General features: G+C 38.2%; 27 protein-coding genes and 1 pseudogene. 10 read left to right on the forward strand and 18 right to left on the reverse strand.

Annotation, left to right across the window (positions count from 1 at the left end; genetic code table 11):
• The first annotated feature begins 200 nt into the window (after positions 1-200).
• Genes IW15_RS10490 through IW15_RS10505 form a run of 4 tightly spaced genes read left to right on the forward strand, consistent with a single transcriptional unit; the run spans position 201 to position 2,194 of the window.
• Positions 201-503 carry a hypothetical protein gene (locus IW15_RS10490; RefSeq protein WP_034711210.1) on the forward strand — a complete coding sequence of 101 codons (303 nt, stop codon included), beginning with the start codon at positions 201-203 and terminating at the stop codon, positions 501-503.
• A 13-nt stretch (positions 504-516) separates the two neighbouring features.
• Positions 517-903, forward strand: coding sequence for a hypothetical protein (locus IW15_RS10495; RefSeq protein ID WP_034711212.1), 387 nt, complete (start codon positions 517-519; stop codon positions 901-903).
• Positions 904-934: 31 nt separating this feature from the next.
• Positions 935-1,435: a CinA family protein gene (locus tag IW15_RS10500; protein ID WP_034711214.1), complete on the forward strand. Its 501-nt coding sequence runs from the start codon at positions 935-937 to the stop codon at positions 1,433-1,435.
• A gap of 6 nt (positions 1,436-1,441) precedes the next feature.
• The gene (locus IW15_RS10505) at positions 1,442-2,194 is read left to right on the forward strand and encodes an SDR family oxidoreductase (RefSeq protein WP_034711216.1); all 753 of its coding nucleotides are present in this window, start codon (positions 1,442-1,444) and stop codon (positions 2,192-2,194) included.
• A 39-nt stretch (positions 2,195-2,233) separates the two neighbouring features.
• On the opposite strand, the gene IW15_RS10510 is transcribed toward IW15_RS10505, so the two are convergent.
• Entirely contained in the window at positions 2,234-3,025 is a 792-nt protein-coding gene (locus IW15_RS10510) for a helix-turn-helix domain-containing protein (protein ID WP_228384342.1), read from the reverse strand.
• Between the two features lie 80 nt (positions 3,026-3,105).
• Here IW15_RS10510 and IW15_RS10515 point away from each other — a divergent pair, with 80 nt between their 5' ends.
• Complete coding sequence (locus IW15_RS10515) at positions 3,106-4,245, forward strand: NAD(P)H:quinone oxidoreductase (protein WP_034711222.1); 1,140 nt, start codon at positions 3,106-3,108, stop codon at positions 4,243-4,245.
• 101 nt (positions 4,246-4,346) lie between these two features.
• On the opposite strand, the gene IW15_RS10520 is transcribed toward IW15_RS10515, so the two are convergent.
• Complete coding sequence (locus IW15_RS10520; RefSeq protein WP_034711225.1) at positions 4,347-4,853, reverse strand: pyridoxamine 5'-phosphate oxidase family protein; 507 nt, start codon at positions 4,851-4,853, stop codon at positions 4,347-4,349.
• 317 nt (positions 4,854-5,170) lie between these two features.
• Here IW15_RS10520 and IW15_RS10525 point away from each other — a divergent pair, with 317 nt between their 5' ends.
• From IW15_RS10525 to IW15_RS10535, 3 genes are all read left to right on the forward strand, one after another.
• A complete protein-coding gene (locus IW15_RS10525; RefSeq protein ID WP_034711228.1) occupies positions 5,171-6,409 on the forward strand; it encodes a Na+/H+ antiporter in 1,239 nt (412 codons plus the stop codon).
• A 66-nt stretch (positions 6,410-6,475) separates the two neighbouring features.
• Positions 6,476-7,276, forward strand: coding sequence for an AraC family transcriptional regulator (locus tag IW15_RS10530; RefSeq protein ID WP_034711231.1), 801 nt, complete (start codon positions 6,476-6,478; stop codon positions 7,274-7,276).
• Positions 7,277-7,341: 65 nt separating this feature from the next.
• Positions 7,342-8,295 (forward strand): nitrilase family protein, encoded by a 954-nt coding sequence (locus IW15_RS10535; protein ID WP_034711233.1) that lies wholly within the window; start codon positions 7,342-7,344, stop codon positions 8,293-8,295.
• A gap of 186 nt (positions 8,296-8,481) precedes the next feature.
• Here IW15_RS10535 and IW15_RS10540 read toward each other — a convergent pair whose 3' ends face one another.
• From IW15_RS10540 to IW15_RS10615, 16 genes and pseudogenes are all read right to left on the reverse strand, one after another.
• Positions 8,482-8,748 (reverse strand): rhodanese-like domain-containing protein, encoded by a 267-nt coding sequence (locus IW15_RS10540; protein WP_228384343.1) that lies wholly within the window; start codon positions 8,746-8,748, stop codon positions 8,482-8,484.
• Complete coding sequence (locus IW15_RS10545) at positions 8,745-9,047, reverse strand: DUF3817 domain-containing protein (protein ID WP_034711235.1); 303 nt, start codon at positions 9,045-9,047, stop codon at positions 8,745-8,747. The genes IW15_RS10540 and IW15_RS10545 overlap by 4 nt, the downstream gene beginning before the upstream one ends.
• Positions 9,048-9,049: 2 nt before the next feature.
• Positions 9,050-9,550, reverse strand: coding sequence for a hypothetical protein (locus IW15_RS10550; protein ID WP_228384344.1), 501 nt, complete (start codon positions 9,548-9,550; stop codon positions 9,050-9,052).
• A gap of 29 nt (positions 9,551-9,579) precedes the next feature.
• Positions 9,580-10,170 (reverse strand): TetR/AcrR family transcriptional regulator, encoded by a 591-nt coding sequence (locus IW15_RS10555; protein ID WP_034711237.1) that lies wholly within the window; start codon positions 10,168-10,170, stop codon positions 9,580-9,582.
• 55 nt (positions 10,171-10,225) lie between these two features.
• Entirely contained in the window at positions 10,226-10,870 is a 645-nt protein-coding gene (gene pdeM, locus IW15_RS10560) for a ligase-associated DNA damage response endonuclease PdeM (protein ID WP_034711239.1), read from the reverse strand.
• Between the two features lie 102 nt (positions 10,871-10,972).
• Positions 10,973-13,429 carry a ligase-associated DNA damage response DEXH box helicase gene (locus tag IW15_RS10565; RefSeq protein WP_034711240.1) on the reverse strand — a complete coding sequence of 819 codons (2,457 nt, stop codon included), beginning with the start codon at positions 13,427-13,429 and terminating at the stop codon, positions 10,973-10,975.
• Position 13,430: 1 nt separating this feature from the next.
• Positions 13,431-15,011: an ATP-dependent DNA ligase gene (locus IW15_RS10570; protein WP_034711241.1), complete on the reverse strand. Its 1,581-nt coding sequence runs from the start codon at positions 15,009-15,011 to the stop codon at positions 13,431-13,433.
• Positions 15,008-16,030, reverse strand: coding sequence for a ligase-associated DNA damage response exonuclease (locus IW15_RS10575; protein ID WP_034711242.1), 1,023 nt, complete (start codon positions 16,028-16,030; stop codon positions 15,008-15,010). The genes IW15_RS10570 and IW15_RS10575 overlap by 4 nt, the downstream gene beginning before the upstream one ends.
• A gap of 232 nt (positions 16,031-16,262) precedes the next feature.
• On the reverse strand, positions 16,263-16,652 hold the full coding sequence (locus IW15_RS10580) for a nuclear transport factor 2 family protein (RefSeq protein ID WP_034711835.1): 390 nt from the start codon (positions 16,650-16,652) through the stop codon (positions 16,263-16,265).
• A gap of 65 nt (positions 16,653-16,717) precedes the next feature.
• Positions 16,718-17,551, reverse strand: coding sequence for an MBL fold metallo-hydrolase (locus IW15_RS10585; RefSeq protein ID WP_051881938.1), 834 nt, complete (start codon positions 17,549-17,551; stop codon positions 16,718-16,720).
• A gap of 89 nt (positions 17,552-17,640) precedes the next feature.
• Positions 17,641-18,200: pseudogene (locus IW15_RS10590) on the reverse strand (Crp/Fnr family transcriptional regulator).
• 153 nt (positions 18,201-18,353) lie between these two features.
• Positions 18,354-19,430, reverse strand: a complete 1,077-nt coding sequence (locus tag IW15_RS10595) for an SDR family oxidoreductase (RefSeq protein WP_034711243.1) — start codon at positions 19,428-19,430, stop codon at positions 18,354-18,356.
• Positions 19,431-19,518: 88 nt separating this feature from the next.
• Positions 19,519-20,115 carry a Crp/Fnr family transcriptional regulator gene (locus IW15_RS10600; protein ID WP_228384345.1) on the reverse strand — a complete coding sequence of 199 codons (597 nt, stop codon included), beginning with the start codon at positions 20,113-20,115 and terminating at the stop codon, positions 19,519-19,521.
• 38 nt (positions 20,116-20,153) lie between these two features.
• Positions 20,154-20,609: a PPC domain-containing DNA-binding protein gene (locus IW15_RS10605; protein ID WP_034711245.1), complete on the reverse strand. Its 456-nt coding sequence runs from the start codon at positions 20,607-20,609 to the stop codon at positions 20,154-20,156.
• 40 nt (positions 20,610-20,649) lie between these two features.
• Entirely contained in the window at positions 20,650-21,039 is a 390-nt protein-coding gene (locus IW15_RS10610; RefSeq protein WP_034711247.1) for a hypothetical protein, read from the reverse strand.
• A gap of 80 nt (positions 21,040-21,119) precedes the next feature.
• Positions 21,120-21,971, reverse strand: a complete 852-nt coding sequence (locus IW15_RS10615; RefSeq protein ID WP_034711249.1) for an NAD(P)-dependent oxidoreductase — start codon at positions 21,969-21,971, stop codon at positions 21,120-21,122.
• Positions 21,972-22,354: 383 nt separating this feature from the next.
• Between IW15_RS10615 and IW15_RS10620 the strand changes: the two genes are divergently transcribed.
• Positions 22,355-22,981, forward strand: coding sequence for a chloramphenicol acetyltransferase (locus tag IW15_RS10620; RefSeq protein WP_034711251.1), 627 nt, complete (start codon positions 22,355-22,357; stop codon positions 22,979-22,981).
• Positions 22,982-23,112: 131 nt separating this feature from the next.
• Positions 23,113-23,238 carry a hypothetical protein gene (locus tag IW15_RS23105; RefSeq protein ID WP_262483664.1) on the forward strand — a complete coding sequence of 42 codons (126 nt, stop codon included), beginning with the start codon at positions 23,113-23,115 and terminating at the stop codon, positions 23,236-23,238.
• Positions 23,239-23,288: the final 50 nt, after the last annotated feature.

The following is a 23,288-nucleotide window of genomic DNA, read 5'->3' on the forward strand; positions in this document are numbered from 1 at the left end:
AGTGTTAGCTATGATCCGGATCATAAAAAAGTGAATTATAGAGTTGTATATTTGGAAAAGAACTCAGTATCAAAATAATAAATAAAAATATAGTTCTTAAGGTATTAAAATACCGGCATATCCATTAAAAAACAATCGTAATAAATAATAAGTCATGTAGAGTTTCTCTATGTGGCTTATTTTAACCGCTAACTCAACTCATGAAGGGTCAAAAAATAGTAAAGGCGCTGAAGCATAAAAACTTCATAAGAGTGAATAATGAAGGCTCCTGGTTTGGAGAGGGCGCTACTATTTATGCGAAAGAGATCAAAGAAAATATCTTTTTGCTGTTTGTAATTTTGAAGGATATTCATATTGAAAATATTCAGGCGCTGATTGCCCACTTCGATTGTTTCAGTAGCATAGGAACGAAAGAGCCGGAGCAGATTATGTTTTATCTCTCTATCAAAGATAAAGAAGACCTTCATTATTTTGAAAAATATTTAAAAATTTCTGACAATTAATACCTGAAAAACTATGATTTTTGAAAACGACACATTAAAATTCTGGAGTCTGCACGATAAAAATAATGTTATCGAGAATGAATCTTTGTTTCCGAGTGTTATTAATTCTTACGGAGTTACAGCATTTTTGATCAAGTCTCTGGAAAAAATAAAAAGCAATGCCCAGTGTGACATTATAAAGAACGTTATTGATACATATATTCAGGAATATATTCTCCATATCCGCGAATATCACAATGAAAGTGCTGTCATTGAATATGAAAAAGATTCAGCAATAGAAATTGAAAGCCCTTCTTTTACCTTGTATGCAAAAACAGCTTACTATAAGGTTTTGAAGGAAGAAGAATATCTGAATAAACTACTGAGCACCTTAGGGGTTGAAAAGGAAACTCTAGAATAAATCCCACATCACACCAAAATCACTTATTATTATGGAATTTCAAAAGAACCTATTAGAATATATCAGCCAGTCGCTATTAACTACCAACGAAACTATTTCTATTGTAGAAAGCGTTACTTCAGGCTGTTTGCAGGTTGCATTTTCACAAATGCCGGATGCCTCTTTATTTTATAAAGGTGGAATGACGGCCTATATGCTTCCTGAAAAGGTAAGACTTCTGAATGTTGATCAGGAAGAAGCCGAAGAATGCGATTGTGTTTCCGAAAATATAGCACAGACAATGGCACTGCAGGTTGCAAAATTATTTCAGTCCGACTGGTCTATAGCTACCACCGGATACTGTACCCCAACCAAAGAGTCTGATTACAAAATATTTGCTTACTTCTCTTTTTCATACAAAGGAGAAATTGTCCTGACCAAAAAACTGGAACTGCATCATAAAACACAGGCCCTCAATGCTCAATTGTATTATACAGAATTTATCCTGGGATGCTTTAAAAGTGAGATGAACCGTTTACTGATTTTGCAATAGTTTTTTATGGGGGAGTTAAGATTAAAAGACAAGTCGGTTCTTATTACAGGAGCGGACAGCGGTATCGGGAAGGCAGTAGCGCTGCTTTTTGCACAGCAAGGTGCTGATATTGCAGTTATTTATCACACCAATAAAGAAGATGCCGAAAAGACCAAATCAGAAATTGAAGCACTGGGAAGAGAATGTATTATTTTCCAGGGAGATATTAATGATTATGAATTTTGTCAGAAAACAGTTGATGAAATGATCCAGACCTTTGGTGGTATTGATATTCTGATCAACAATGCAGGTGTCCAGTTTCCTTCAGACAATATCGAAAATTTACAAGAATCCAATATCAGAAAAACATTTGATTCTAATATTGTAGGTATGATCTTACTGACTAAAGTTGTTTTTCCGCATTTAAAAGAAGGAAGCAGCATTGTAAATACAACTTCTGCAGCAGCTTATCAGGGACATGCCGAACTGCTCGATTACTCGGCTACCAAAGGAGCAATTGTCTCTTTTACCCGTTCTCTGGCTTTGCAGGCAAAACCAAAAGGAATCCGTATCAACGCGGTGGCTCCGGGACCCGTTGCTACACCGCTTACCAAAGCCACATTTGGAGAAGAAGAGGAAAATACCCATCAACCTCCTTTTGAACGCAATGCAAGTCCGGAAGAAATTGCAGCAAGTTTCCTGTTCCTAGCCAGTAGTGATGCTGCACAGATCACGGGTCAGGTCATTCATCCAAACGGCGGACTGATTGTTAACGGATAAATAATTAATTTTCAATAAAAACAGCAGTAATAATCTTATTTAATGCTTTCTAGCCTGTGGCTTCGACTTCATGATTGCAAAATAGGAGGTAGTAAAAGCAGACAGGCTTTGATAGCCGACTTTATATGCTACTTCGCTTAAAGTAAACCGTTTGGTATCCAGCAGTTCAATGCTTTTTAAAATTCTTGTCAGCTGGAGATATTTCTGAAGCGTAATTCCTGTCTCTTTTTTGAATGTTCTCTGAAGGCTTCTTACCGACATTTGTGTTTTTTCTGCAAGAAGATCCATATCCAGATTATATTTGAAATTTGAATTAATATAGGTACACACCGGAATCAGCCGGATATCAGCGGGAACAGGGATTTCCAGATGGCTGCCTTCATTGCAGAAATTGGGAAGACTTTTTAAGATTGCTTTAAAAAAGATATCCTGCTCTTCATTATCCGTCAGTAATTTATTCCATTTTGAAGCATACAGCAGCATTTCCTTTAAAACCGGAGGAACGGCAAAAACATGTGCCTGCTGATAAAAAGGTTCCTCGAAGACTGTAGAGAATAAAAATACCATCAGATTCACCGTAGTTGCTTCAGTAGTTATCCGGTGCGCTTTTCCGGAAGGAATCCAGATTACATGATGCTGGGGAACCAGATAAATCCTGCGGTCAATATGAAAATACTGATATCCTTCTTCCACATAAGTCAGCTGCGCCCGTTCATGAGTGTGCTCATGATCATCATGTTTCCAGTTCTGTTCACACCATACATAGGCTTCTTTTTCAATTGAATCAATGAAAAGGCTGTCATTCTGCTGGACTAATCCGCATTTTACCATGTCGTTCTGTATATTATTTTTGGCAAATTTAATAAAAACGACAATACTATTTTTGTCCCTATATTTATATCCTATTCAGAATGAAAAAATTAAGTTCACTTTTCGTATTTATTTTATTATTAAAAATCAACGCTATGATGGCACAAGACAATAAAGCACATGTATTGGTCCTGATCCATTCGGATAACGGAGGAACCTATGAACTGGCAAAAGAAATAGCCGCAGGGATTGAAAGCAGCAATCATGCATCAGCCGTTATTAAACAGGTGAAAGAATCTTCCAGCCAAAAATTAAAGAACATTCCTGTAGCTACCGTAGATGAATTGGCATCTTATGACGGAATTGCTTTTGGCTCACCCGTATACTTTGGAAATATCAGCACCGGAATGAGCGAGTTTTTATCTAAAACCGTAAATTTATGGACGAATCACGCACTCGAAGGAATGCCGGCAACCGTTTTTATGTCTGCAGGAAGCGGGGCAGGTAAAGAGCTGGCATTGCAGTCGTTCTGGAACAGTCTGGCTGTACATGGGATGGTATTGGTTTCCAACGGAATCCGCGGTACTGAAACGATGAACAAAGCTATTCCACAGGGTAATTCAGTGTTAGGGATCACCAGTGTGGCTTCTTTAAAAGACGTTGAAAGACCTACGAAAGACGAACGTCTTCTAGCTCAGCTTCAGGGAAGGAATTTTGCAAAAGTTGCGGCGGCACTGAAAGGAACATTAAGTAAAAAAGAGACGGCATCGATTGAAAAACCTATGGATTTCAAGGCGATGCTGCAACAAAAGAATATTGTCCTGCCTCAGGTTCCTAAGCCTGCAGGGAATTACAAACCTTTTGTAAGATCAGGGAATTTAATTTTTATCAATCAGGTTGCTTTAAAAGACGGGAAAATCTTAAATCCCGGTAAACTCGGAGTAGATGTTAATGAACAGCAGGTAAAAGAAGCTACAAAAGCTACTATGCTTAATGTATTGTCGGTTTTAAATGAAGCGGTTGGTGGAGATCTTAGTAAAGTAAAACAATGTGTACAGCTGACAGGTATTTTCAATACCAAAGATGATTATACCAAACATGCCGATTTAATGAATGTGGCATCCGATCTTACGGTAGAGGTGTTTGGAGAAAAAGGAAAACATGCAAGAGCTACTCTGGGAGCTTCATCCATTCCTGTGAATTCTTCTGTAGAAATACAGGCTATTTTTGAAGTGGAGTAGATCACCTTTTTTACGGCACACAGATTGAGCTGATATAGCAGATTTTTCATCCTACAAAATAAAGAACCGGCTTCGAATCAATCAAAGCCGGTTCTTTATTTTTATATGGTTGCGTTACCTTCAACGCCATCTGAATTATTGGTTTTAGTTCCTGTAATGGCCGCAGCAGCAAAACTTAGTAAGCTCACCAGTTTTCCGGCTTTGGTATCCCAATAATAGGTTTCTTTCGGTTCTACACGGATAATGGTAACATTAGGATCGTCTTTACCATCAAACCAGGCTTTAGCCATGGGCGACCACTTTTCTTCAATAGTCGATTTGTCTTTATAAATAGAGGCTGTTCCAAAGACGGAAAGATACTGTGAATCGCCGTTGTTCATAAAATACAGCTGTACTCTGCGGTCTTCCTTTATTTCAAAATTTTTGTTGCTGTCGGCACTGCTGATAAACCACAGATTTCCGCTGTCATCGGTTTCCTGCAGAGACATAGGGCGGGAATTCACAGGAAGGGTTTCCAGTTCCGTACAAAACATACAGATTCTTGCGCTTTCCGACAGTTCTTTGATTTTTTTAATGGCCTCAAGATGAGTAAGATTTTCTGTTGACATAATAAAATATTTTAAGTGATTTGGTTTATGTTGTGAATTAAATAAACTAAAGTTGAGCATTGTATTCATAACCTAAACTTCAAAAACCTGACCAAAAAAATATAAATGTGGTATGTGTTCTCGAAAAAAATTCAATGATAATCCTTTTCAGATCATGAACACCAGTATCATATTCATGATAAAAGGCTGATAAAGAAAAAAATGCAGAATATAGTATGAACGGGTTAAAATCATTATTTTTAGTATTTTTAACTACAGTTTATAGGAATGAAAAAGTTCATCTGCTATACATTATTACAAAATACAGTAGAATTCTCATGGAAAATTATACGGTCATCCTAGTGATCATGGCTTTAATGATCGGAATCTCCGGCCTGGCGGGTAAAACTAAAATACCCACGCCTATGCTGCTTTTAATTGCAGGAATATTGATAGGTTTTATACCTGCAATGCCTGAAATAGAGATCAATCCTGAAATTATCATGCTTCTTTTTCTACCACCATTGCTGTATGATGCCGCTTTTAATATTTCATTTCCACAATTTAAGACCAATCTCAACACCATCGGTACGCTGGCGATAGGACTTGTATTTTTGACTACTGCCGGAATTGCCGTGCTGGCTTATTATCTTATTCCCGGGATGACCTGGCCGCTGGCATTTGTACTGGGAGCCATTCTTTCTGCGACGGATGCTGTTGCTGCGGTGGGAGTAACGAAAGGATTGGGACTTTCTCATAAGACCATTACCATTCTGGAAGGTGAAAGCCTGATCAATGATGCTTCTGCGCTGGTAGCATACCGTTTTGCAGTAGCTGCGGTAACAGGAGTTGCTTTTGTCACCTGGAAAGCTTCGTTGGAATTTATACAGGTTTTAGGCGGTGGTTTTCTGATCGGCTGGGTCATATGGAAAGGGTTGTCAATAATTATCGGGCTGTTTCGTAAGGATCATATGGTGGTGATCAGTCTCATTCTTTTAATGCCTTTTGTAACGTATCTCATCGCGGAACATTTCCATGTTTCAGGGGTAATTGCGGTTGTTGTATTAGGATTGGGAATGTCGAAGCTGAGCCGGAATAAATTTCCCGATAACGTTAAAGAACAGTCCCGCAATTTCTGGGATGTTATTATTTTCCTGCTTAACGGATTGATTTTCTTATTGATTGGGTTAGAATTTCCTATTGTTTTAAAAAAGATGCCTGAGGTACAGGTATGGACGTATGCAGGATATGCAGCGGTTATCGTTCTGCTGACTCTGTTGATAAGACTGGTCAGGGTATATCTGCAGCAGTTCAACCTGCAGAAAGCTTTTCAGGGGAAAAGACGCATCAGTGAAGAAGCGTTGTTTGATTCCAAGACGAGTTTTATCATCACGTGGTCGGGGATGCGCGGAATTGTCTCACTGGCCATTGCATTGGGTCTTCCTACCACGATTAATAATGGTGAAGCATTTCCGCTGCGTAATGAAATTATTTTCCTGTCCATCGCGGTGGTGCTCATTTCTCTCCTAGGACAGGGACTTACCTTACCATGGATTGTAAAAAAGCTTAAAATATAGTATTTTAGTTTCAGATTTTCTTAGGAAGTTTATCGTCATTCAGCCTATTTTACGTAATTTTGATGGATGCAAATAGCACCTTCGGCATCTTTAGCATCCTATATCAAACATTATATCTTTTTGGAAAATTCCGAAAACGATATCAAAAAGCTGAGACTATTTGCTGACGGAAATACCGGACTTATTATTTCCAGTGATATCCATATCTATCAGGATGGACTGGAGAATAATTTACCGTTATCTTTTTTCTACGGACAGCCGACAAGATATAAAGATCTCGTTACCAAAGGTGCATTTTCTTTCATTGTAGTGGTGTTTCAGCCTTATTTTCTCAATCTGCTGCTAGGAGTTTCAGCCCGGGAGATTCAAAATCAGATGATTACTGTGGAAGATGTCATAAAAAATGACTTACAGCCTTTCCAGGAAAAGCTTTTTTATAAGGTTGATCCAAAGGTGATTATCCATGAGCTTAATGGGTATTTTACTGCATTTTTATCTAAAAAAACAGATACTGATCATCACCTTATCAAAGCAACTCAACAATATATCCTTCAGAATAAAGGAGCTCTCTACTTAAAAGATCTTGAGAATTTTACAGGATATTCTGAAAGACAGCTTGAAAGAAAATTCGATCATTATATTGGGATTTCTCCTAAAAAATACAGCAATATTACCCGGCTTCATTATTTCTTGAGCCTTATGAAAAGCCGTAATATGGATGAAAATATTACCAGTCTTTCTTATGACGCAGGTTATGCCGATCAGTCCCATCTGATTAAAGATTTTAAAAATAATACCGGACTGACGCCTACACAGTACCTAAAAACTGAAAATAAACTTGCGGTCAATTTTATAGAACTTCCGTGATAAAAACCAATGTCGGTTTTTTACAATTTTCAGATGATCATGCAGGGTAGCTTTGCAGAAAAAAGATGATCAACCTCAAAATTTCTACCGCACAATTTGAAAACCGAAGCGGAGACAAAGAGTATAACCTTTCTGTTATTGAAAAACTCTCCGGCGAAGCTGCTGCTAAAGGCTCCCATGTTATAGCATTCCACGAATGTTCCATCACAGGCTATACTTTTGCCCGAAACCTTACTAAAGATCAAATGCTTGAAATTGCCGAATATATTCCGGAAGGAAGCAGTATTCTAAGGCTGCAGGAAATTGCTGCAAAATTTAATATCACCGTATTAGCAGGACTTTTTGAAAAGGATAAGGATGATAATCTATTCAAAGCCTATGTTTGTGTAGATAAAAACGGATTAGTGGCAAAATATAGGAAGCTTCATCCATTTATCAATCCTAATCTGACACCAGGGAATGCCTATTGTGTGTTTGAAATTCATGGCTGGAAATGCGGTATCTTGATCTGCTACGATAATAATATCATCGAAAATGTAAGAGCGACCAAACTCTTGGGAGCAGATATTATTTTTATGCCTCATGTAACGATGTGTACGCCTTCCACAAGGCCCGGAGCAGGCTTTGTAGATCCCAAACTATGGGAAAACAGGGAAGCGGATCCCACTTCTTTGCGGTTGGAGTTTGATGGGATGAAAGGCCGGGACTGGCTGATGAAATGGCTTCCGTCCAGAGCCTATGATAATGCAGCGTATATCATTTTTTCCAATCCGATTGGGATGGATGCAGATCAGTTGAAAAACGGATGTTCGATGATCATTGATCCTTTTGGAGATGTCATTGCAGAATGTCGATCTTTTGATGATAGTTTTGAAACTGCCATTATAACTCCTGAAAAATTAACCCAAGCTGGAGGATACCGCTATATTAAAGCCCGCAGACCGGATTTATATAGAGATATTCTTGGAAAAGAACATCATTCGGAGCAAAAAGTAGTATGGATTAATGATGAAAAATAATGGATTCTAGATCCGGATAATCAACGAATAGCAGAAAGCTATATTACTTACTGATTTATTTCAATTCCGAAGGAATGTTGTGTTTCTTTCGGAATTGTATTTATGGCAGGGTCTTTTGAAAATCGCTCCAGGCACCGCCATTGTAGACCTTTTTAAAGCCCTTTTCCTTCAGAATCTTCTCCGCTTTTACACTGCGAAGCCCATGAGAACAAACGGTGATATATACTTTCTTAGATCAAGTTCAATATATCTTTCCCTGATCGTCCCTAAAGAAATATTAACGGAACCTTTGATATGCCCCATTTCAAACTCTTTTTCAGTTCTTACATCCAGAACTACCGCTCCGTTTTTCACCAGCTGATCTAATCCTTTATCCAGTGTCTGATACCGATACACTTTGTACAGTATGTAAACGGCGAGAATAATCCCGCAAAAAACCAATATATTCTTCATAATCTACTGAGAATTTTTTTATCAATATAAAACGTTCCAAACGGAATAAAACAGGCAAGGATCACCTTCCAGGTTGTTTCTTTAAACTTCCAGTGCTGCTCAACGCCCACACTCAACGTATTGAACAGAAAAAGAAGAAATAAAGTTCCATGAATAGGTCCCATCATTTTTACGAAAGATGGATTTCCGAACCCATATTTCAACGGAACGGCAATAAACACAAGGGTAAGCAGAGAAATTCCTTCCAAAATAGCAAGAATTCTTAAGCGTCCAATTTTTGTTTTGACTAAATCAAGCATAATTATCTGAAATAAGGTCTGTTAGCAAAAGGGGAAAATGGCCAAGGAATGGCAATGAAGATAATAACCAGGGCGGCAGAAAACCATATAAGCATTGTTTTGAATTTATCCCGGTCGGTTTTTCTACGCTTTGATAATGCGGATCCAATCGTGATCATCACAATCGCGGCTAGCATTAAAAAGATATGGATCATTCCGAAAAACAAAAGATCAAAAGATGCTTTGGCCGTGTTGAAATTTTTCCAGAAATAACTGATAATCGGGCTTTGGGAATACAAAAGGATTCCTAAAATAAGCTGGATATGGGCAATCGTTGCCGTCCAGTGTCTTATAGAATCAGCGGTTTTTGAAAACTCTTTTTTTGAGAAAAATCCTCTGTATGCCGTGAACAAAGCATAGAAAAGGCTCAGTAGAACCAACCACCGGAATGTGGAATGCAGGAAGGTAAGGGTTTGGTACATGGCGTAATTTTTATCCTGCAGCAAAGGTATACTAAAAAACATACTAATTAGTATGTTTTTTGAGAAAAAAATTATTGCAATGTTTTAAAATAAGACTTAAGCTGTTTTAAATAAGTAATATAAGATGATGTATTGTTGTCTAATTTTCCTAAATTTCTAACGCCCCAATATCCTGACATCACAAAAACAGCAACGCCTTCAGCATCTGTTTCCTGTTGTATAATTCCAGTTTCTTTACCTTTCTCAATAGATTCGATCATTGCATTTTTCCATTGAAGGGAAAGTTCGTTTAAAGCTTTGGTGAATTCGATATGCCATGGAGCCATTTCCTGGGTGAAATTGGATGCAGGACAGCCATATTCTACTTTCAGCATTTCATTTTTCATCAATAGATTTTCCATTAACTGATAAATACCATCTAATGGATTTACAGCACTTTGTATAGGTTCAACAAAAGTATTTTTGAAGTTAGGTCTTAAGTGCTCATTAATAATAGCTAGCCCCATTTCATCTTTGGTTTTAAAGTGATAATAAAAGGCTCCTTTCGTTACCTGGGTCGTCGCAATGATCTCATCAACACTGGTCGTCTGATAACCGTTGGTATAAATCAGTTCAAATGCTTTTTGAAGGATATTTAAACGGGTGGCTGCTGATTTTTTCATAAAGATACCAGTTGGTCTTTTTTACAAAGGAACACTATTTTTTAATTAATTTCAACTAGATTTCATGAATTTCGGCGTCCGTGAACACGAAAAATTTCCCGTTTTTAGGAATATTTTTGGTATCCAGTCCGGTAAACTCACTGAAGGCAGGAAGAAGCAGCTGATTAGGAGTGAGTACAAAACAGGGCAGCCTGATCTTTTTTACAGTGGAATGTAAAACGGTTCCCGGATGAATATGTCCTGTAATTTGAAATTTTGGCTTTTTTTTATCAAAATCGTGGATAAAAACAATAGGATCGATTTCTAAGAGTTCTGTTTTTACATCGAGACATAATTTGGCTTCTAATGATTTTGTAAGCCGGTCGTGATTTCCTTCAACAAGATAAAATTTCAGATCCGGATACTGGTCTTTCCAGCGGCAGAATTCATCGACATCAGAATTGTTTCCGGCATGCAGAAGATCACCGACTACAATAAATTTTTCTACCTCAAAATAAGTCAGCAAAGTAGATAGTCTTTCAAGATCATTTTTCATCACCTGATTAGCGATTGCAATTCCATTTTTCCTGAAATGGGCTGTTTTTCCGATATGGAGATCGGAGAGGATCAGTGCTTTCTCTTTTTTCCAGTACAAAGCCCGCTGATTGGTTAACGTAAATATTTCGTCTTGAAAGGTGATGTTTTTAGTAGCAATCTTCATTGTTTTTGGTTGTCGGTTGTCTGTTGTTGGTTTTTAGTTTTTGGTGTTTAGTGTTTGATCTTTATTCTTTGAAATCTTATATCTAGTATCTTCATCTTCTCTCTACTCCAATCCCAAATTCTTACCCGACTGAATTAAAAGCTTTCTAATCCTTGCATCTAAACTTTCACTTGAAAGGGTTTGACGAAGACTGTCTATTTTAATCGGGAAACTTAATGGGGTAAATGTATTGGAATATTTTAAAATAATCTTCGATTTTTCGATCCTTTTAAAAGCCTCCACCAGTCTTTGTTCTTGCAGCTGCATGTTAAAAACCTCCGTGTAGGCCTGTCTTACAAGAAAATGATTGGGATCATAATCTTCCAGCACTTTAAACAGTAATCCTGCCGAGCTTTGAAGGGCTTTATTGGAACGCTGTTTTCCCGGGAAATTTTGTACAACCATTCCTGAAATCACGGCAATATCTCTGAATTTTCTTCTTGCCATTTCTGCAGCGTTGATACTGGAAATAACGTCTGTCATTAAGTTATCTCTGGTAAGAATCTGATGCAGATTATCTTCCCGCACAGGAATTTCTTTATTACTGAACAGTTCAAAACCGTAATCATTCATGGCCATGGAAAAGGAAATAGGAGCCCATTTTGAAATTCTGTAGGCAATGAGCGCTGCCATCACTTCATGTACCAGACGGCCTTCAAATGGATACATAAACAAGTGATATCCTTCCCGGTTTTTAATCAATTCCACCAAAAACTCATCATCTTTGGGAATGTGGGATCTTTTTTCCTGATTGGCGAGTAAAGGATGCAGAAATTTCAGTTCTTTTTCAGAAGCTTTAGGATTAAGCGCTCCTGATAGTTTTTCTCTTAAAAAATGGCCTAGATTAGAACTTAAAGGAAGTCTTCCGCCCAAATAACTTGGAGCCATCGCTTTTCCTTTCGTCAAACGTACATAAACCGTCATATCTTTGATCATAGCGACTTCGAGGACTCTACCTGCCAGAATGAATTTTTCGTCCTTTTTAAGCCTTGAAATGAAGTATTCCTCAACCATTCCGATATAACCGCCTGAAATAAATTTAACTTTCAACATAGCATCGCTTACAATGGCGCCCATATTCATCCGGTGAAGCATGGCAATTTTACGCGAGATTACTTTATGCAGGCCGTCTTCCATAACGACCACTTTATGAAATTCTTCGTAATTATGCAGGGCACTGCCGCCGATCGTAAGAAAATCGATAATGCTTTTCCATTCTTCATCAGTCATTTCCTGAAACGTATAGACCTGTTTGATTCTTTCACGGAGTTCATCCGGATAAAAACCATCGCCAACCGCCAGCGTCATGAGAAACTGCACCAAAACATCGAAACATAAAACCTGCGGTTCACGGGGTTCTATAACCTTTTGTTTCACAGCTTCTTTTAATGCGGCAACTTCAATCAGTTCTAAAGAATGGGTAGGAACGCAATAGATTTTTGAGGTTTCAAAAGGGGAGTGCCCGCTTCGTCCGGTACGTTGTAAAAACCGGGCAACTCCTTTTGCGGAACCGATCTGAATAACCGTATCGACAGGTTTAAAATCGATTCCCAAGTCTAAAGAAGAAGTGGAAACTACTGCTTTAAGTTTTCCGTTACTCAGATTTTCTTCTATCCAGATGCGGAGATGGGCATCAATGGAGCTGTGGTGGATGGCAATCTGTCCTGCAAAATCAGGATAGGCATCCAGCAACAGCTGGTACCACATTTCGCTTTGGCTTCGGGTATTCGTAAAAACAATGGTTGATTTTGACTCTAAAATAATAGGAACCACTTTATCAGCCAGTTTACTTCCTAAATGTCCTGCCCACGGAAGAATTTCCACCTCATCAGGCAACACGGGAATAATATCAATTTTTTTATGCTCTTTGGCCGTAATTTTTGTCTTTTTACCTTGATAGGGAACCAGAACTTCAAGGGCCTCATCTAGATTTCCAATCGTTGCCGTTATTCCCCATATTTTAATTTTAGGGACATAATATTTAAGCTGAGAAATAGCTAATTCTACCATGACTCCTCGTTTGGAACCTAAGAGTTCATGCCATTCATCCACGGCAATGCAATGCAGATGCTGAAAGAATCTGAGATTATTTTTCTGAGCCAGAAGAAGGTGAAGACTTTCCGGGGTTACCACTAAAATATCAGGCATACTTTTTACCTGTTGCTGCCGTACTTTAGGATCGGTATCGCCGTTCCGGACTCCTACGACCCAATCGAGGCCAATTTCATTCATGGCTTCGTCCATCGCTTTGGCAATGTCTTTGGCAAGAGAGCGTAACGGGGTAACCCAGATCATTTTAAGGCCTTTTTTGTATTGGTCGGGACGATTGAGAAAATCTGTAATCAGCGCTAGAAAAACAGAATAAGTTTTCCCGAAACCGGTAGGTGCAATGACCATTCCGCTGTATCCATTGCCGAATTTCTTCCAGGTTTCGACCTGAAAGGCAAAAGGGGAAATATCTTTACCAGCCATCCATTGCTGGATGATTGTAAATCCGTTGGTATTTTCAAACGCTGCCAAATTATTGTATTAATTTTTTTATTTCTTCAAGATCATCAATTTCTGCCACGGTTTTATCTTTCCTCCATCGTACAATTCTTGGAAATCTAAGAGCGACACCGCTTTTGTGACGGCTGCTGAATCCTATTCCTTCAAAAGCAATCTCAAAAACAAGCTCTGCTTTTACCGTTCGTACGGGCCCGAATTTTTCGATCGCATTTTTGTTTACAAATTTGCTGACTTCCATTATTTCTTTGTCTGTAAGTCCGGAATAGGCTTTTGCAATAGTAACAAGCGCATCACCATTTTTAACAGCAAAAGTATAGTCGGTATAATAGGCACTTCGTCTTCCGCTTCCTTTTTGGGCATAGATCAATACGGCATCAATGGTGAGCGGACTGATTTTCCATTTCCACCAGTCGCCTTTTTTTCTTCCGGCATGATAAGGCGAGCTTTTTTGCTTCAACATTAAGCCCTCGCTGTTGATATCTCTTGAATTTTCTCTGATCTGCTGTAATGCATCCCATTGTTTACAATCAACCGCCTGGGAAAGTTTAATATTCTCCGGATTTTCATTGAGCAGTAATTCAATCAGCATGGCGCGTCTTGCAGAAATAGGCTTTTCTCGCAAATCTGTTCCTTCAAGCTCCAGCAAATCGTAAGCAAAGACTTCAATAGGAATTTCCGAGAGCATTTTTTTCGTGATGGTTTTACGGTTTAACCGTTTCTGCAATTCATTAAAATTTAAAACTTTACCCTCTTTTACAGCAAGTACTTCTCCGTCCAACACAAAATTTCCTTTCATGGCTTTTATGGTTTCTGCAATCTCTGGAAACTGTTCGGTAACAAGCTCTTCACCTCTGGACCAGATAAATACTTCATCATTCCTGCGAATGATCTGACCCCGGATTCCGTCCCATTTATATTCTACTAGCCATTCGTCGGGTTCACCCAAATCAGCCAGTTCTTTTTCCAGCGGATAGGCGAGACAAAAAGGATAGGGTCTGGAATTATCCGCATTTACTTTTTCAGCAGAAATCAGTTCCTGAAACGAAATTTCATTGGGATGCCATTTTCCCATCATGCTGTGCATCAGTGCGCTTGGCTCCTGTCCTGAATATTTGGTGAGGGCATTGATCAGCGTTTTATCGGAAACCCCGATTCTAAAGCTTCCGCCTAATAATTTATTGAAAATCAATCTTTCCGTATAGTCCAGGCCGTTCCAGGATTTCAAAACAAATTCTTTCTTCTGGCTTTCCGTTTTATCTTTCATGGAGACAATTTCATTCATCCACTCAGAAAGGGTTCGTTCTATTTTTTCGGAAGGCGGCGGCAGGATCAGTGAAAGGGTTTCTCCAAGATCACCTACGGAAGAATAGCTTTCCTGGAAAAGCCAGAAAGGAAGTTGGGTGATTTCCAGCGCCCATTCTTTCATAAAATTGGTTCCTACATTTCTCTTCGGTCTTTTTCCTGTAAATAAGGCTATAAACCATACTTTATCATCATCCGGAGCACGCTCAAGATAGTCGATAATAGCATCGATTTTAGCATTGGTTTTATTGGTGCTTTCAAGGGCGTTGATCAGTTCTGCAAAATGTCTCATGGCTCAGGATTTTCGAGGTTTTCTTTTTCAGAAGGTTCTTCATCATCTCCATAGAGGGTTTCTACGACATCAGACTGGATACCGATTTCATTTAAGTATTTTGAAAAAACTTCGGTCTGACCGTGGGTAACGTGTACAATTTCAGCTTCTGTTGCCTTTATAGCCTCTAATAATCCTTTCCAGTCTGCATGATCACTCATCGCAAAACCGGCATCGGCGCTGCGCCATCTTCTGGCACCCCGTACATGCATCCATCCTGAACAGATGGCGGTTGCAGCATCAGGTATTTTACGGATAATATTACTGTCGAGTAAAGCGGGCGGCACTATGACAATTTCATGCTGCAATTCTTTTGGATTTTCTTTAAAATCAGCAATTTCATAGTCCGGAAGATCAATTCCGACGGATTCAAAGGCCTGATTGAGTTTTCCAATCGAGTAGTGGACATATATTTTGCCTAATCCTTCTACTGCTTTCATGATCCGTTGTGCTTTTCCCAGAGAATATCCTATAAAAACGGAAGTTTTACTGTTCTCCTGATTTCTTAGCACCCAGTTTTGTAATTTTTTATTGAGATCCTCGACTTCCAGCCAGTTGTAGATAGGAAGTCCAAAGGTACTTTCGGTAACAAATTCGTTGCATTTTACGAGTTCAAAAGGAGTGCTCAGTCCATCATACTGAACTTTATAATCCCCGGAAACAACACTTACATACCCTTTGTATTCCATTCTGATCTGGGCAGAACCAATAATATGCCCGGCAGGATGAAAGGAAACTTTTACGCCGTTGATATTGAGAACTTCTCCGTATTCTACCGTCTGGCATTCAATATCCAGTCCGATTCTCTGATGCAGAATGGGCTTTGTAAATTGGTGGCATAAGTATTTTTTCATTCCCCAACGGGCATGATCGGCATGACCATGGGTAATAACGGCCATATCCACAGGCCTCCAGGGATCAATATAAAATTTACCCTGCGGACAGTAGATTCCTTTGTTTGTAAATTTGATTAGTTTCAATGATGATTTGGTTTGTATTTCATTATTCAAAAATCTAACCAAATTGCTTTACATAATTCCTGAAATATTATTTATTTAAAAGGAAAATAAAACGAAAACAAATAAAACGAGAGTATTTTACTGCGGTAAAACACTCTCGTTTTTATATAATAATGATCTCTTGTTTGAAATATACTTTTAATCAGATCATTGTAAGATATCTGTACAATCAAGAAAAATCTATTTGTCCTTTTTATTTCATAGCATTATTGACCGTCTGGCTATCTACAAATTGTTCAAACTTGATAATTTTCCCATTTTTCAGCTTCCAGATATGCGCTACTCGTGCTTCAAAGGGGTTACCCGATACTTTATAGGTTCCTGTATACGTTCCATAAGCAACCACTTTATCTTCACTGGCAACATATTCTTCCGGAGTGAATTTATAGTCTATCCATTCATTGGCTAACCGGCTGAATACATTTTTGCTGATTTCTTCCAATCCGATATAGGTTCCTGCATAAGGAAAACCTTTTGCTTCCGTCCAGGAAATATCACTGGCTGCATAGGTGGCTAAATTTTTACCGTTTTCTTCTGAGGTCTTCCCTTCGTAAGTGCTCTTTACAATTTCAAGATTTGTCATTTTATTTTTATTTAAAGTGCAGCCCGACAATGCAAAAAGAATGGCCAGGTTGAAAATTATATGTTTTACCATTTCATTTCGCCTGTATTTACTTTTGCCCCTATTTGTAAAGCGGTTTCAAAAGTAAGGTCAGGATATTCTGTTTTTATGGCTTTCATCAACTCTTCTGAAGTTTTGTTGGTTTTTAAAGCCTCTTCATAGAACTGAATATAGCGCTTGGTATGTTCCACAGCCGAAATATCAAACGGAGAATCAGCATGGGCATGGGCAGGGATAACAATGGAAGGGTGTAAAGCTTCTATTGCATCTAAAATGGTAATCCAATTTTTTCTTGAATCTGCTGTTTGTGAATCTGCCATCCAAAGGTTAAATGTTGTTCCGAAAACATTAATACCGCCAACAACAGCTTTTATAGAAGGAATCCAAATGAAAGTTCTTGATGGAAACTCTTCCAAACCAATGATCTCTAACGGCTGTTCTTCCAGGATAATACTGTTTCCTTTCAGCACCTGTGGCAGTACAATATTGGAGGTGATTGCTTTTCCTAATCTTTCTCCCCAGATATCTAATTTTTTTTGAGCCGTTGCTTTAATAGACTCTACAGTCGCCGGTGATGCATAAGCGGTAACTTCCGGAAAATATTTTTTAAATACTTCAAGACCGAAGTAGAAATCAGGATCGGTATGCGAAATATAAATTGAAGTTAGATTTTTACCAGAATTTCTGATGTGTTCCGCTACTTTTTCTGCATCAGCCAGCGTAAACTGTGCGTCGATTAATACAGCATCATTTTTACCTGAAATAATCACAGAGGCTACTCCGAAACTGTTTTCTGATGCATTGTAAATTTCCAGTTTTAGATTTCCAGTTTCAATTGTTTTAAAATTTTGTAAGCTCATTTTGAATGTTTTTATTATTGTTATGGTACAAAGATGGTAACATTCAGTCTCTGAAAACATTGAACAAGATCAATAAATGTCAAAATGAATTATTTTTTACTGATTATTTTTTTTCTTATTCTACTCAAAAATTCATGACTGATTCCTAAATAAGCCGCTGATAAAGTTGTGGATATTTTTCTATGAAGTCCACATATCGCTGATCGGCAGTTTTACTAAGGTTATCTACCATTCTTCTTTGCAATGCAGCATGTGTCTTTTGGGTCATTACCCTGAACAGTTTTTCAATTTTAGGAAGGTTTTCGTAGGCAAATTCTTTGTCTTTTTTTGAAATCAGAAGAATTTCACTGTCTTCGATAGCTTCAATGAAAAGCTGAGAGGGTATTTCATTGGTAAAGCTGTCAATATCAGTAATCCACCAGTTTTCTGCTGCGAAATAAAGAATTTGTTCCACACCGTTCTGGTCAAGATGAAATACTTTGAAAAGTCCTTTAGTTACAAATCCTTCAAATTTACAAACTTCACCTTCTTTCAGTAAAAAATTCTTTTTTTTAATCAGATTTTGTTGAAATAGATTACAGAATACTTCTGTCTCATCTTCAGAAAGAGAAACATGGCTGGTGATATTTTGTTTAAGAAGTTCCGTCATATGCTGTTTCCTGATTCTTGTAAAGTGAATACGAATATACAAAATCCTGAGACATTGGAGGAGCTTTTCCGGCTGCTGTTCATGTCCGTCAATTGTAGCCACAGATGAGCATTCAACATAAAAAGGAGCTGTTATCAACAGCTCCTGAGCAATTTAAGGAATCAATTTCTCCGCTTTTAATTTTTCAAACAGTTCGGTAAAAGAGTCTTCCGTATTCTGATATTCTTTGAAACCAAGTTTTCGGCTTTTAGATATGTCTACCATGACCTCCAGTGGTCTTCCAAGATCCAGGTCTGTATGCCATGCAGAGGCTAACCTGTCGAGATTATTTTCCTTTAACCCATATTTCTGAACAATCTGAGTCCAGATATGCTGATCATTTTCCAGTTCTTTTTCAAGAGGTCTGGCAGTGCTGGCAAAACCTTCTGCTTCAATACCGAACCAGTCTGCCAATCTTTTCCATAACCATTTCCATCTGAATACATCTCCATTAACGATATTGAAGGCTTCATTTTGAGCCGCTTCTGTTGTTGATGCCCAAACCAGCTGTTTGGCTAATATTCTGGCATCAGTGACGTCAGAAACTCCGTTCCATTGGGCTGCAGATCCGGGCCAGATGAATTTTCTTCCGGTTTCTTTACAGATACTGGCATAGACAGCCAATGTAGTTCCCATATTCATCAGATTGCCTACCGCATATCCAATAACCGTGTGAGGCCTGTGAATGCTCCATGTGAATCCGTCTCTTTCTGCGGCGGCATATACTTCATCTTCCTGTGCATAATAAAAATTAGGAAGGGGCAATCTTTGATGTTCTTCTCTGACAGGGGTTTCAGGTAAAACTCCCGCTTTAGCATAGGCTTCGAAAGGTCCTAAATAATGTTTCAGTCCTGTGACCAAAGCAACATGCTTTACGGATTTTTTGGAAGACAGAACATGTAAAAGATTTCTTACCAATGCGCTGTTGACACGGATGTTTTCTTCTTCTGTATCATTGCGCATCCATGTAGTAAAATAAACATGGGTAGGAGCGATGTCCTTTAATGCTTCAATCAGGCTTTGTTCATCCATCAGGTCTGCTTTTACAGCATGAAGACCTTGTATATTGTTGTTGGGGTTTCTGGACAGTCCATAGGTCGTCCAGCCTTGTGAAATAAGCTCTTCGGCAAGATTACTGCCTGTAATTCCTGTTGCACCGACTACCAGTGCTGTATTTTTACTATTTTCCATATTGTAAAATTTCTTTTACAAAGGTATGGAGACAGAAATCCCGGAAACTTGACCTGTGTCATGTGTTTTTGTTGATACAGATCAAGTGCTATTGCTTTGAAATCTTTTTACGGATTCTGCTGATGGTTTCCGGCGTCAGTCCAAGATAGGAAGCAATAAGAGTATGCGGAACTCTTTTGATCATATCCGGATTATTTTTGGCGAGATAGGTGTACTTTTCTTCAGCGGTATAAGAATTGGAAACAATAAGCCTGTAGTCTTTTGTAACAAGACTGTTTTGGTAAAGAATTCTGAAATACCGATCCATTATCGGAATTTGAAGGGTCATTTTCTCATAGTTTTCCAGGCTGATCATCAGCAGCTCAGAATCTTCAATAGCATCTATATTAAGGACTGCTTTTTCCTGATTGATAAAACTGTTGAAATCCGAGATCCACCAGCCTTCAAATGCAAACATATTGATGTGTTCACTTCCTTTTTCGTCCAGTGTATAGGATTTTAAAATTCCTTTGGCGACGAAAGAAAGGTTCCTGCAGAGATCACCTTCCTGAAGCAGGTATTGCTTTTTACGAAGCTTTTTAGGGATGAAAAACGACTGTATTTCATTTTTCTGTTCTTCGGTAAGGTCAACTTTATTTTGGATATGTGAAATCAGAACATCAAACATCAGGAAATATTTCTTCAAAAATACTACATAAAATCTTTGTGGTGCAAAGGGAAGACTTATTTTTCGAAATCATAGAAATTAATACCGACTTCCTCATTTTTTACTTTAATCACTTTGGTAGGTAAAGGATAGAAAATGAATTCTCCGGCACCCCGGATTTTAGCATCCAGAAGATGTCCGGCCAATGCGGTGTAATCCTGCCTTCCTAAAGTAATATGCAAATGAAGCAAAGGTTTTCCATCCATTTCAGATACATTACCTGAAATATTGGTAACCTCCATTTGTTCATTGAATGTTTTATCTACATATTTTTTGGTCGCAGGATTAAAGAATCGGAGGGTGGCTTCACTTACGGCGCCTATTCCTGTAATTTGTCCGGCTTCAATATGTTGACTGGTTACAAAATCTGTCAGTGCTTCAACAATTCCACATTCGTTTTGAAGGCTTACGATGTAGGTGTGGTCAACTTTTCTGGCAGTCCAGTGGTTTCCTTTATAATTTTGAAATTCCATATTATTTTGATGAAAGGTTGGTAATAGCGTGAACAATTTTTTATGAATTCGTCTTTTTCGCAGCATATTTATCATACATCCAAAACAATCCGAAAAGATACAATGAGTGCAATAACTGGGCCTCAATAGCCGACCAGTTTTCAATGGAGCAGCTGCCTAATATTAAAATACTCATCAGCATCAATCCGGTATACAACGTATATTTTGTTTTAAATCCGATCAATAATACTATTCCAATAATGGCCTCTGCAATGGGTAAAATATAGCTGAACGGTACTAGTAAAGCTGTTGGAATGGCCGATTTTTCCATGGTTGTTACCATCCATTCACTGAAGGTTTGCAGTTTGGGAAGTCTTACCAATCCGTGTCCCGCTAATGAAACGGCAACAGGGAGGCGTAAAAAGAAAAATGTTGTTTTAAAGTCTTTCATGGGTTATTGTAATGATTATTGTCTAATTAAATATAATCTTCCCGAGACGTAAAATCTTGGGAAGATTACAAACTGTTTGTTTATTTATTCTTTTTCAGATAATTGATAATGCCAATTACATCATCTTTTCCGAAACCGGCATCATGAGCTGACTGATAGGTTTCAATGAGTGTTTTTGACAAAGGAAAATCTGCTCCGGCTTCGTTGGCAAGAAGAATATCCTTCAGCATGAGATCTAAGGCGAATGCGGGTTCATAATTGTCTGTGGTTAACAATGGTGTTTTTACTTTTGTAGCTCCGCTTCCGCTGGCACTTTCATTGATAATTTCCAGCATTTCCGTACGTTTTATTCCCAACTTATCTGCAAATAAAACGGTTTCTGCCAATCCTTGATAAATCCCTGCAAGGAAGTAATTCACGGATAATTTTGCGGCAATTCCTTTGCCGTTTTCGCCAAGATGCTTAACCGTTTTTCCTAATTTCTGCAGGTAGGGCATGGAACGCTCAAGATCTTTTTCTGCACCGCCGACCATAATGATCAAGGTGCCTTCTGCGGCTGGTTTTGTGCTTCCTGCGACAGGAGCATCGATAAAGGAAGCTTCTTTTATTTTGACAGCATCTGCTGTTTTTCCGGAAGCTTGTGGTGAAATAGTACTCATGTCGATAAAAAGCTTTCCTGTGAGAGGCAAGGTTACGATCTCTTCATAAACCGCTTGTACCGCATCATCATTGGTGAGCATGGTGAATATAATATCACTGTTCTTCACCAGGTCTGAAACACTGCTGCAAACAATTGATTTTGTTTTAAAATCCTCCGTTTTTTCCGGAGATCTGTTGTAAACGGAAAGTGGGAATCCTGCTTTTTCTAAATTTTTAGCCATCGGATGACCCATATTTCCCAGTCCTATAAATCCTATTCTTTCTGCGTTCATTTTTTATTTTTTTAATGATAAATTAGACAATATCCGGCCAATGATTTGGCAGTTCGCCACTGAAGGCTGGAGATTTGTATATGATCTCTCCTGAAGATAAACACTTTTTGACATCAAAAAAGTGACCAATTTTTCCTTTATTACATTATATTCACACAAATACTTTACCGATTCAAAGTAAAACTGATTGAAAGAAGAATCCATTCCGGATAGGTGACGATTAAAATCATCTCACCAATTATTTTAAACAGAAGAAAAATGAGTTCGATCTAATTTCAAATTACTGCACAGTGTTTAGCATTCATTAGCCTATTTTTTCATTGCTGCAAGTTGTAAAAACGATAAAACTTATAGAAATTTGCAGTGTATACAAATCCTTATTTATGAAGATTATTAATCTTGAGAACTGGAACAGAAAGGAACATTTTGATTTTTTCTCAAAAATGCAGAGTCCTTATTTTGGTTTTACCACGGAAGTGGACTGTACAAAAGCCTATCATACGGCTAAAGAAAAAGGGTTCTCCTTTTTTGCTGCTTATCTTCACAAATCAATGGTTGCGGTGAATACGGTAGATACATTCAAGCTGCGAATTATTGACGGAGAAGTGGCTTTGTTTGATACGATCCATGCCGGAACGACCATTGGAAGGGAAGACGGTACATTCGGGTTTGCTTATATTCCTTTTTCAAATGATTTTTCTGTTTTCAATGCCAGATTGCAGCAGGAAATACAAGCGGTACACAACTCAACAGGACTCAGATTGAAAAATGGTGATATCGGAAAGGATCTGATAAGACATTCCACCGTTCCATGGAACTCCTTCAGTGCGCTCCTTCATCCTACGAATTTTGACCGGACAGAGTCTGTTCCGAAGATTACATTTGGTAAATTCAGCATGCGGGATGGAAAAAAATATTTACCGGTTTCTGTAGAAGCTCATCATGGATTGGCTGATGGTCTACATCTCGCCCAATACCTCGAAGAATTCCAGCGTCAGTTAGATATGTAATGAATTTTTACGGAAAACCGTAAGGCTCTTTTCTTAATCTTGGATATATTTGATGTAATAATATTGCTATATTAGTAAGTTGATTTCATATCAAAACAAGCTAATACACCATAAACACAATTTTATTTAAGATGACCAATTTTGAAAATTTAGATCTACAGATCGTTACCACCAAAGCCAGGGCAGATAAAGCAAGTAATTCATTGAAAGGGATTTTGCAAGGGAGTATTTTTGATGATATCGCTGATTTTCAGTAATTTGAAGAGAAACAGCTACAGATATTTCATTAATCAATACCCCTATTGCT

The organism is Chryseobacterium soli (assembly GCF_000737705.1).
GTDB classification, from domain to species: domain Bacteria; phylum Bacteroidota; class Bacteroidia; order Flavobacteriales; family Weeksellaceae; genus Chryseobacterium; species Chryseobacterium soli.

Coding starts and splice junctions, on each gene's coding strand:
- IW15_RS10610 (WP_034711247.1), bottom strand. CDS start 21,039: ATGAAAGACTTTAAAACAACATTTTTCTTTTTACGCCTCCCTGTTGCC.
- IW15_RS10605 (WP_034711245.1), bottom strand. CDS start 20,609: ATGGAATTTCAAAATTATAAAGGAAACCACTGGACTGCCAGAAAAGTT.
- IW15_RS10520 (WP_034711225.1), bottom strand. CDS start 4,853: ATGTCAACAGAAAATCTTACTCATCTTGAGGCCATTAAAAAAATCAAA.
- pdeM (WP_034711239.1), bottom strand. CDS start 10,870: ATGAAGATTGCTACTAAAAACATCACCTTTCAAGACGAAATATTTACG.
- IW15_RS10540 (WP_228384343.1), bottom strand. CDS start 8,748: ATGAAGAATATATTGGTTTTTTGCGGGATTATTCTCGCCGTTTACATA.
- IW15_RS10545 (WP_034711235.1), bottom strand. CDS start 9,047: ATGCTTGATTTAGTCAAAACAAAAATTGGACGCTTAAGAATTCTTGCT.
- IW15_RS10525 (WP_034711228.1), top strand. CDS start 5,171: ATGGAAAATTATACGGTCATCCTAGTGATCATGGCTTTAATGATCGGA.
- IW15_RS10490 (WP_034711210.1), top strand. CDS start 201: ATGAAGGGTCAAAAAATAGTAAAGGCGCTGAAGCATAAAAACTTCATA.
- IW15_RS10510 (WP_228384342.1), bottom strand. CDS start 3,025: ATGGTAAAATGCGGATTAGTCCAGCAGAATGACAGCCTTTTCATTGAT.
- IW15_RS10585 (WP_051881938.1), bottom strand. CDS start 17,551: ATGAGCTTACAAAATTTTAAAACAATTGAAACTGGAAATCTAAAACTG.
- IW15_RS10580 (WP_034711835.1), bottom strand. CDS start 16,652: ATGACAAATCTTGAAATTGTAAAGAGCACTTACGAAGGGAAGACCTCA.
- IW15_RS10620 (WP_034711251.1), top strand. CDS start 22,355: ATGAAGATTATTAATCTTGAGAACTGGAACAGAAAGGAACATTTTGAT.
- IW15_RS10500 (WP_034711214.1), top strand. CDS start 935: ATGGAATTTCAAAAGAACCTATTAGAATATATCAGCCAGTCGCTATTA.
- IW15_RS10550 (WP_228384344.1), bottom strand. CDS start 9,550: ATGTTTTTTAGTATACCTTTGCTGCAGGATAAAAATTACGCCATGTAC.
- IW15_RS23105 (WP_262483664.1), top strand. CDS start 23,113: ATGACCAATTTTGAAAATTTAGATCTACAGATCGTTACCACCAAAGCC.
- IW15_RS10530 (WP_034711231.1), top strand. CDS start 6,476: ATGCAAATAGCACCTTCGGCATCTTTAGCATCCTATATCAAACATTAT.
- IW15_RS10495 (WP_034711212.1), top strand. CDS start 517: ATGATTTTTGAAAACGACACATTAAAATTCTGGAGTCTGCACGATAAA.
- IW15_RS10555 (WP_034711237.1), bottom strand. CDS start 10,170: ATGAAAAAATCAGCAGCCACCCGTTTAAATATCCTTCAAAAAGCATTT.
- IW15_RS10615 (WP_034711249.1), bottom strand. CDS start 21,971: ATGAACGCAGAAAGAATAGGATTTATAGGACTGGGAAATATGGGTCAT.
- IW15_RS10570 (WP_034711241.1), bottom strand. CDS start 15,011: ATGAGACATTTTGCAGAACTGATCAACGCCCTTGAAAGCACCAATAAA.
- IW15_RS10595 (WP_034711243.1), bottom strand. CDS start 19,430: ATGGAAAATAGTAAAAATACAGCACTGGTAGTCGGTGCAACAGGAATT.
- IW15_RS10515 (WP_034711222.1), top strand. CDS start 3,106: ATGAAAAAATTAAGTTCACTTTTCGTATTTATTTTATTATTAAAAATC.
- IW15_RS10535 (WP_034711233.1), top strand. CDS start 7,342: ATGATCAACCTCAAAATTTCTACCGCACAATTTGAAAACCGAAGCGGA.
- IW15_RS10505 (WP_034711216.1), top strand. CDS start 1,442: ATGGGGGAGTTAAGATTAAAAGACAAGTCGGTTCTTATTACAGGAGCG.